General features: G+C 64.9%; 7 protein-coding genes and 1 pseudogene. All 8 read left to right on the plus strand.

The window, feature by feature from the left end; genetic code table 11:
- Nucleotides 1–67: 67 nt before the first annotated feature.
- Entirely contained in the window at nt 68–1,642 is a 1,575-nt protein-coding gene (locus ASF98_RS21715) for an FAD-dependent monooxygenase (RefSeq protein WP_055806591.1), read from the plus strand.
- Complete coding sequence (locus ASF98_RS21720) at nt 1,635–3,671, plus strand: acetate--CoA ligase family protein (RefSeq protein ID WP_055806593.1); 2,037 nt, start codon at nt 1,635–1,637, stop codon at nt 3,669–3,671. Before ASF98_RS21715 ends, ASF98_RS21720 begins: the two co-directional genes overlap by 8 nt.
- Nucleotides 3,668–5,341 carry a (2,3-dihydroxybenzoyl)adenylate synthase gene (locus ASF98_RS21725; RefSeq protein ID WP_055806596.1) on the plus strand — a complete coding sequence of 558 codons (1,674 nt, stop codon included), beginning with the start codon at nt 3,668–3,670 and terminating at the stop codon, nt 5,339–5,341. The genes ASF98_RS21720 and ASF98_RS21725 overlap by 4 nt, the downstream gene beginning before the upstream one ends.
- 9 nt (nt 5,342–5,350) lie before the next feature.
- On the plus strand, nt 5,351–6,337 hold the full coding sequence (locus ASF98_RS21730; protein ID WP_235506115.1) for a cupin domain-containing protein: 987 nt from the start codon (nt 5,351–5,353) through the stop codon (nt 6,335–6,337).
- Between the two features lie 4 nt (nt 6,338–6,341).
- Nucleotides 6,342–6,638, plus strand: a pseudogene (locus ASF98_RS24360) (cupin domain-containing protein); the annotation flags it as partial.
- Entirely contained in the window at nt 6,638–7,474 is an 837-nt protein-coding gene (locus tag ASF98_RS21735; RefSeq protein WP_055806598.1) for a fumarylacetoacetate hydrolase family protein, read from the plus strand. The pseudogene ASF98_RS24360 and the gene ASF98_RS21735, both read left to right, overlap by 1 nt.
- A complete protein-coding gene (locus tag ASF98_RS21740) occupies nt 7,474–8,223 on the plus strand; it encodes a maleylpyruvate isomerase family mycothiol-dependent enzyme (RefSeq protein WP_055806599.1) in 750 nt (249 codons plus the stop codon). Before ASF98_RS21735 ends, ASF98_RS21740 begins: the two co-directional genes overlap by 1 nt.
- Before the next feature lie 60 nt (nt 8,224–8,283).
- The coding region (locus tag ASF98_RS21745; protein WP_200939434.1) for a nucleoside monophosphate kinase at nt 8,284–8,427 on the plus strand (144 nt) is incomplete at its 3' end.

The following is an 8,427-nucleotide window of genomic DNA, read 5'->3' on the forward strand; positions in this document are numbered from 1 at the left end:
TAGAATAGTTACATAATTTCGGTGAGAGCTTTCTCACTGACTTCCAAAACTTTAGAAGGTGGCATCGATGGCACTTCGCGTAGCCTGCATTGGCGGCGGTCCCGGCGGACTGTTCTTCTCAACTCTGTTCAAGCAAGCCGTTCCCGACGCTGAAGTCGTGCTCTTTGAGCGGAACCAGGCGACTGACGCGTTCGGTTTTGGCGTAGTTTTCTCCGACGCAACGCTCAATCGGATCAACGACGCCGATCCCGTTGTCCGCAACGGCCTCCGTGACTTCGGCACACACTGGGAGGAAATTGAGGTCTGGCTCAAAGGCGAACAAAAGTCCTTCGCCGGCAACGGAATGGCCGCCATCTACCGCAAGACCCTCCTGAAGCTCATGCAGGACCGGGCGGCCGAAGTCGGCGTCGACATGCGCTTTGGCCAGTATGTGCCCGACCTGTCCCAGCTTGACGACTTCGACCTGATCGTCGGCGCAGACGGCGCAAACTCCTCCACCCGCGAACAGCTGGGCGAGAGCCTTGGCCACACCGCTGAGACCGCGACGGCGAAATTCATCTGGTTCGGGACCACGTACAAGTTCAGCGGACTCACCTTTGTCCACCGGCAAAGCGAATTCGGCAACTTCGCCGTTCACGGCTACCCGATCAGCGACGACCTCAGCACCTTCATTGTCGAAACGGACGAGGAAACCTGGCGGAAGTCCGGCCTCGACGAATTCGATGCCAGCCAGCCCCCGGGACCCTCAGACCTGAAGACCCAGCGTTTCCTGGAAAAACTGTTCGCCGAAGACATCGCCGGTGAGCCTCTCGTAGCCAACAACTCCCGATGGGCGAATTTCCGCACCCGTCGGACCCGGTCCTGGCACAAGGGCAACGTCGTCCTGCTTGGCGACGCCGTCCACACCGCCCACTTCTCCGTCGGCTCCGGCACCAAGATGGCGATGGAAGACGCCATCGCACTGGTCCGTGAAGTAGCTGCTCACCAGGACGACCTCGAACTCGCATTTACGAACTACGAGGCCGAACGCCAGCCACAGGTCGCCAAGATCCAGAACCAGGCACGCGGTGGACTGAGCTGGTGGGAACACTTCGCCCGTTACTACAACTCCTTCGAGCCCACGCAGTTCACCTTCCACTTCTTCTCCCGCAGCATCGACATCGACAAGATCCGCCAGCGCGATCCCGAGCTTGTTGCCTCTGCGGAGCAGGACTGGCTGGCCCGGCACGGCAACACCCCACTGGAGACACCGCTCGCCGCAGGAACCGTCGAGTTCACCGGCCGCCAGCTCGCCGTGGTCGAGCACAACGGCCAGGTGGCCTTGACCGGCCCCGGCGGCAGCATTCCCCTGACCACCGACCCTACCGACGCAGACATCAATACCGCACTGCTGCTCATCGCGCCGGATACGGAAGCCGGCCTGGCCGCCGCCTTTGGACACTTGCCTGCAGAGGCCGCCGTCGTTGTCATCCAAGGCGGCAACCCGTTCACACGCATCCTCCTTTCGGAGGAAGCGCGGCTTGGACGCGGTCTGACAAGTGTCATCGTCGATGACCAGGGCCCGACTTCGGCTTTGACCCTGGTGCTCTCCGGCCGCGCAGACGCCGTCGCAGCACAAAGCACGGAGGCAACCGATGCATAGCCTGAGCCCCCTGTTTGCACCCCGCGGCATCATCGTCGTTGGTGCCTCATCCAGCCCGGAAAAGCTCGGCGCTGTTATGGCACAGTCGCTCTCCAACTACCCGGCTCCCGTTGAGCTCGTCAACAGCCGCGGTGAAAACGGCATGCACACCAGCATCGCCAAAGCCGCGTCAGCAATTCCCGGCGGTCCCGATCTGGCCGTACTCTGCGTCCCTGCCGCCGCCACTGCCCAGGCACTTCGCGACAGCGCAGCAAACGGCGCCAAAGCGGCACTGGTCTGCGCCGGCGGTTTCGCCGAAGCAGGCGGGCCCGGCGTCGAATTCGCCCGCCAGGTAGAGGCAGCCGTCAAGGAAACTGGCATACGGCTGCTCGGCCCGAACACATCAGGCTTCTTCGTCCCCCGCCGCAACCTGCGCGCCAGCTTCGTCCCCGGCGTCGCAGAACTCGAACCCGGTTCGGTGGCCGTCGTGGCGGCGAGCGGTGGAGTAAATCATGTCCTTGCTTTCCACCTGCAGCGAGCCGGAGCGGGCGTCAGCCTGGCCGTCGGCATCGGCGCCGGCACGGACATCAGCGCGCCCGATGTCCTCGACTACTTGATCCATGATGACCAAACCAAAGCGGTGGCGCTACATCTGGAAACCGTCGCTGACGGACCAGCACTCATCGACGCCGTTTCGCGCCTCAGCTCGGTGAAACCGGTCGTGGCTTTGGTCGTCGGGCGAAATGACGTTTCAGAGTTCGCCCAGTCCCACACCGGGGCCCTGGCCACATCCTGGCGAACCACGCGGGCGGCCCTGAAACAGGCCGGCGCCGTGATCGTCGACGACGAGAACCAGCTGGTGGCCGCCGTTACCGCCCTGGCGGGGCGACGCCTTAAGCCGGCGGCAGACCCGGGGGTGGGACTCATCACCGGGCAGGCGGGCCCCGGACTATTGATCGCCGATGCACTCCACAGCGCGGGGGTAACCCTTCCGCGCCTGGCACAGACGAGCCAGGACACCATCGGCACGCTGCTGCCGCCGCTGACCTTCCAGGCCAACCCCGTGGACACCGGCCGGCCGGGACCCGGTTACGAGAAGGTCGTGGCCGCCGTGGCAGCCGACCCGGCCATCGATCTCGTAGCGGTGTACGGACTGACCGAACCGGTGGCCGACCTTCCTCTCGCTGTCGCCAATTCCGGAGTGGCCAACACGATGCCGTTCCTGATCGGCGTGGACGGCCCTGACGGTGATCAGGAACGTGCCCGGAAGTCAGCCGCCCAGCACGACCTGCCCCTGATCAGCGGACCGACATCGCTGGCCCACGGCGTTATAGCCCTCGTCAACGACGCGCGCGGACAATTTCAGCGCGCCGAGGCACCGGCTGGAGCATTCACCTGGCCGGGCCTGGAAGGGCCTTGGGACGAAAACCGAGCCAAGGAACTCCTCGGCGCACTCGGTATTGCCACGCCTGCGCGGCGCAGCTGCAGCAGCCGCGCCGCAGCCCATGACGCTTTCACCGAGCTGGGAGGTCCGGTGGCGGTCAAGCTGCTTGATGCGGCGGTCCTGCACAAGACTGAGATCGGCGGTGTGCACCTGGGGGTGGACTCCCCCGAGGCCATGGACCGGGCACTGGACGGCCTGGAGGCCGCCGGTGCCCGCGAATTCCTCATCGAAGCCATGGCTCCATCCGGCGTCGACCTGGTGGTCGGCGTACGCCGTGACCCTGTGTTCGGACCGATCGTCGTTCTGGGCCTGGGCGGCACCGCCGCAGAGGTCTTCGCCGACATTTCCATCCGATCCGCTCCCCTTTCGGTGCGGGTGGCCGAGGGCATGCCCGGAGATCTCCAGGCGCGGGATCTCTTGTACGGCTTCCGTTCCGGGCCGATGCTGGAGACAGCGGAGCTCGCAGGCCTGCTGGCCAGGCTCGGGGATGCCCTCGTTTCCAATGACGAAATCGCCGAGATCGAAATCAACCCCCTGCGCCTCACCCATGACGGGCTTCTAGCCCTGGATGCAGTAGTTATCAATGTCGAGGAGGACATTAAATGACCAGCCACACCAGTGAAGGCACCATCCCGTGGCCCGAGGACCTCGCAGCCGAATTCCGCAGCAAGGGCTACTGGGAAGACCGCACGCTGGGCGCCTACGTGCTGGAAACAGCCGACCGGTTGCCGGAAAAAATCGCCATTGTGGACGGGGACGTCCGGCTCAGCTACGCCGAGCTGGCCAACAGAATGGATGCTGCCGCGGAACGCCTCCTGCAACTGGGCCTCAAAGCGGATGACCGCATCATGATCCAGCTGCCCAACGGCTGGCAGTTCACCGTGCTGACCTTGGCATGCTTCCGGGGAGGCATTATCCCGGTAATGGCTCTGCCTGCACACCGCCAGTATGAGCTCTCCTTCCTCACGGAACTCTCCGAATCACGCGCCATCGCAGTTCCGGACGTCATCAAGGACTTTGACCACCAGGCAATGGCCGAAGAGCTTGCGTCAAGCATTCCGTCTTTGGAGATCATCCTCGTCTCCGGTGAAGCAAAACCCCTGAACGCACGTCTCGAGGAAATCCTGGCCCCTGTAAAGGACGTTGCAGGCGCCCGGGCAAGGCTGGACGCCAGTGCACCTTCGCCGGACTCACCGGCGCTGTTTCTGCTCTCCGGTGGCACCACCGGCCTGCCCAAACTGATCACCAGAACCCACAACGACTACGCCTATAACATCAAAGCCACCTCGATTCCCACGGGAGTTTCCGAGGACACCGTTTACTTGGGCACCCTGCCGGCGAGCCACAACTTCCCGCTGGCCTGCCCGGGCATCCTCGGAATTCTGTTCGCCGGCGGCCGCGTGATCATGCTGCCCAGCCCGGAACCACGCAAGGCCTTCGCCGCTATCGAACGTGAGGGCGTGACACTCTCCACCGCTGTCCCCGCCGTCGCCCAGAGATGGATCGAGTACCAGCAGGAAGCCGGCACCAAGCAGCTGGCCAGCCTCGAAGTGCTCCAGGTCGGCGGCTCACGTCTGCCCGACGAGATTGCGCGGAAAGTGAAGCCAGTCCTGGGCGCCACCCTGCAGCAGGTCTTCGGCATGGCCGAAGGACTCATCAACACCACCCGACTGGACGACCCCGAAGACATCATCTGCACTACCCAAGGCCGCCCCGTGTCCGAAGCCGACGAGGTGCGCATCGTCAATGAGGCCGGAGAGGACCTGCCGGACGGCGTCCCCGGCTCCATCCTGACCCGCGGACCCTATACTCCTCGGGGATATTACCGCGCGCCCGAGGCCAACGCCCGGGCCTTCACCCCGGACGGCTGGTACGCCAGCGGTGACATCGTGGAACGGCGCCCCGACGGAAACCTGATCGTCCAGGGACGCGACAAAGACATGATCAACCGTGGGGGAGAAAAGATCTCGGCCGAGGAAATCGAAAGCCTGGTCTACCGGATCGAGGACGTAACCATGGCCGCTGCGGTCGCCATGCCGGACCAGATGCTCGGCGAACGGCTCTGCCTGTACATCACGGTCAAACCAGGATGCGAAGTAACCCTGGAACAGATCCAGGAGATGCTGCGCCGGACCGGTGTGGCTGCTTTCAAGATCCCTGAACATCTCGTCGTGGTTGACGAGCTGCCGACGACCAAGGTCGGAAAGATCAATAAGAAGGACCTTCGCGCCGACATCGCCGAACGCCTGGCTACCGCCAGCGCCCACTCAAAGTAGAGGATTGCCATGACTGAGAACATCACGCATGAGTCAGTTGCTACCAGCCACGCCTTGCCGGAGCCGACCCCGGAGGAGGCTGCGCAGCTTGAGCAGCTGTACCGGGATTTTGACCGGGAGAACCTGATTCCGTTGTGGACTGAGATCGCGGATTTGATGCCGATGGTCCCGTCCCCGAAGGCGGTGGCCCATGTGTGGCGGTGGAGCGACTTGTACCCGCTGGCGGCCCGTGCCGGTGACCTGGTCCCGGTGGGCCGTGGCGGGGAACGCCGTGCTATTGCCCTGGCGAACCCCGGCCTGGCCGGTACCCCGTATGCCACTCCGACGTTGTGGGCTGCGATCCAGTACCTTGGTGCCCGCGAGACCGCTCCGGAGCACCGGCACTCGCAGAACGCGTTCCGCTTCGTCGTTGAGGGCGAGGGTGTCTGGACGGTGGTGAACGGGGATCCGGTGCGGATGTCCCGCGGGGATTTCCTGCTGACTCCGGGCTGGAACTTCCACGGCCACCACAACGACACGGATGAGCCGATGGCCTGGATCGACGGGCTGGACATCCCGTTCGTGCACTACGCCGACGCCGGGTTCTTCGAGTTCGGCACCGAGCGCGTCACGGACGAGGCGACCCCGGACATCTCCCGCTCCGAGCGGCTCTGGGCCCACCCGGGCCTGCGTCCGCTCTCGGGCCTGGATGACACCACCAGCTCCCCCATCGCCGCGTACCGGTGGGAATACACCGACCGGGCCCTGACCGAGCAGCTTTTGCTGGAGGACGAGGGCCACCCGGCCACCGTGTCCCAGGGCCACGCCGCCGTCCGGTACACGAACCCGACCACGGGCGGGGATGTGATGCCCACCATCCGGGCCGAATTCCACCGCCTCCGCGCCGGCGCGACCACTGAAGCGGTCCGCGAGGTCGGCTCCAGTGTCTGGCAGGTCTTCGAAGGAAATCATGGACATGCTGATTGGCTCGGGGTCCCTCGACGTGATCGTCATTGACTCNATGCCCACCATCCGGGCCGAATTCCACCGCCTCCGCGCCGGCGCGACCACTGAAGCGGTCCGCGAGGTCGGCTCCAGTGTCTGGCAGGTCTTCGAAGGGACCGGTTCCGTGGTCCTGAACGGCGAGGTCAGGACCCTGGAGAAGGGTGACCTGTTCGTTGTCCCGTCCTGGCAGGAATGGTCCCTGCAGGCCGGGACCGGCTCGAACGCAACCTTTGACCTGTTCCGCTTCAGCGACGCCCCGATCTTTGAACGACTGAACTTCAACCGCACCTACATCGAAGGACGCACCAAGTAATGAGACTCCTCACCCTCCGCACCCCCGCCGGCAACGCTAACGGCACCGTGGCTGTCCGTCAGGACGGGACCACCCTGACCGAGATCGACGCGTTCGCCGACGTCGGGGAACTCCTGAAGGATTCCGCCTGGGAGTCCATCGCCGCCGCCGCGAACGGCGCGACGCACCCGCTTGAGGGCGCGGACCTCGCCCCGGTGGTCCCGTTCCCGGGCAAGATCATCTGCGTGGGCCACAACTACCGGAACCACATCAAGGAAATGGGCCGGGACATCCCGGAGTACCCCACCCTGTTCGCGAAATACCAGGAATCCCTGATCGGCCCGAACGATGACCTGGCCCTGCCGCAGGAATCGGACACCGTGGACTGGGAAGCCGAACTCGCCGTGGTGATCGGCAAGAAGGGCCGCCGGATCAGCGAAGCCGACGCCAAGGATTACATCGCCGGGTACTCGGTGCTGAACGATGTGTCCATGCGCGACTACCAGTTCCGCACCATCCAGTGGCTCCAGGGCAAGACCTGGGAGAACTCCACCCCGTTCGGCCCCGCCCTGGTCACGCGGGATGAGTTCACCGCCGGTCCCCTGATGACCTCGGCCGTGGACGGCGAGGTCCAGCAGTCCACCCCGACCGGTGACCTGGTGTTCACCCCGGAGTTCCTGGTCTCCTACATCTCCACGATCATCACGCTGAACCCCGGGGATGTGATCGCGACCGGCACCCCGGGCGGTGTGGGCCACGCCCAGGATCCCAAGAGGTACCTGCAGGAAGGCCAGATCCTGGTCACCACCATCGAGGGCCTGGGCCAGCTGAGCAACCGCGTGGTCAAGGAAGCCTGATGGTCGCCCGCCACGACCAGACCACGGACCCGGTCCTGCTCGAGGGTTTGCTGCAGGCACGGCGGGGCACGGCGTTCTTCGCCCGCAAGCTCAACGAGCTCACCGACGCGGACCTTAACGGGGACTCGCTGCTGCCGGGCTGGACCCGGCGGCACGTGACGGCCCACATCGGCTACAACGCGCGGGCCATCGCGCGGCTGATCGAGTGGGCAGCCACCGGCGTGGAGACGCCCATGTACGCCTCCACGTCGGTGCGGGACCACGAAATCAACTTCGGGGCAACCCTTCCGCCGATCGCGCTGCGGCACCTGTTCGACCACTCCGCGGTGCACCTGAACGTCGAATGGCGGGACCTCCCCGCCGAAGCCTGGCACCACAAAGTCAAAACAGCCCAGGGCAGGATCGTCCCGGCCGAGGAAACCGTCTGGATGCGCACCCGTGAAGTCTGGGTCCACGCCGTGGACCTGGACAACGGCGCCAGCTTCCGGGACATCCCCGAACCCGTGCTCGAACGGCTCCTGAAGGACATCACCGGCGCCTGGCACACCCGCGGCACCGACACCGGACTACTCATCAGGGTGACTGGCACAGACCTGACGTGCGGCGACACCAGCGCGGAGAACCCAACACTGATCACCGGCCCGCTCGCGGCCATCACCCAATGGGCCACCGGACGCGGCACCCACGACGTGGAGGTTGCCGGGTCGAGCGTCGGCAGTCTTGTGCCCGCCGCACCCAAATGGATCTAGCGCCCGGATAGACGCGCAGCTACAACAACGTCACTACGAAGGGCTTTTGCGATGACGAGAATGCTGATTATCGGACCTCCGGGTTCAGGCAAGGGAACGCAGGCGGATCGGATCTCCGAGCGCCTCGGCGTCGTTGCGATCTCCACCGGCGATATCTTCCGCGCCAACGTCAAGGGTGAGACGCCGCTGGGCGTCGAGGCCAAG

The sequence above is a fragment of the Arthrobacter sp. Leaf337 genome (genome assembly GCF_001423745.1).
In the GTDB taxonomy this organism is placed as follows: domain Bacteria; phylum Actinomycetota; class Actinomycetes; order Actinomycetales; family Micrococcaceae; genus Arthrobacter.

What these genes read in the sequence shown, in the direction of transcription:
- ASF98_RS21730 (WP_235506115.1), top strand. Translation starts at nt 5,351, where the DNA reads ATGACTGAGAACATCACGCATGAGTCAGTTGCTACCAGCCACGCCTTG.
- ASF98_RS21720 (WP_055806593.1), top strand. Translation starts at nt 1,635, where the DNA reads ATGCATAGCCTGAGCCCCCTGTTTGCACCCCGCGGCATCATCGTCGTT.
- ASF98_RS21740 (WP_055806599.1), top strand. Translation starts at nt 7,474, where the DNA reads ATGGTCGCCCGCCACGACCAGACCACGGACCCGGTCCTGCTCGAGGGT.
- ASF98_RS21725 (WP_055806596.1), top strand. Translation starts at nt 3,668, where the DNA reads ATGACCAGCCACACCAGTGAAGGCACCATCCCGTGGCCCGAGGACCTC.
- ASF98_RS21715 (WP_055806591.1), top strand. Translation starts at nt 68, where the DNA reads ATGGCACTTCGCGTAGCCTGCATTGGCGGCGGTCCCGGCGGACTGTTC.
- ASF98_RS21735 (WP_055806598.1), top strand. Translation starts at nt 6,638, where the DNA reads ATGAGACTCCTCACCCTCCGCACCCCCGCCGGCAACGCTAACGGCACC.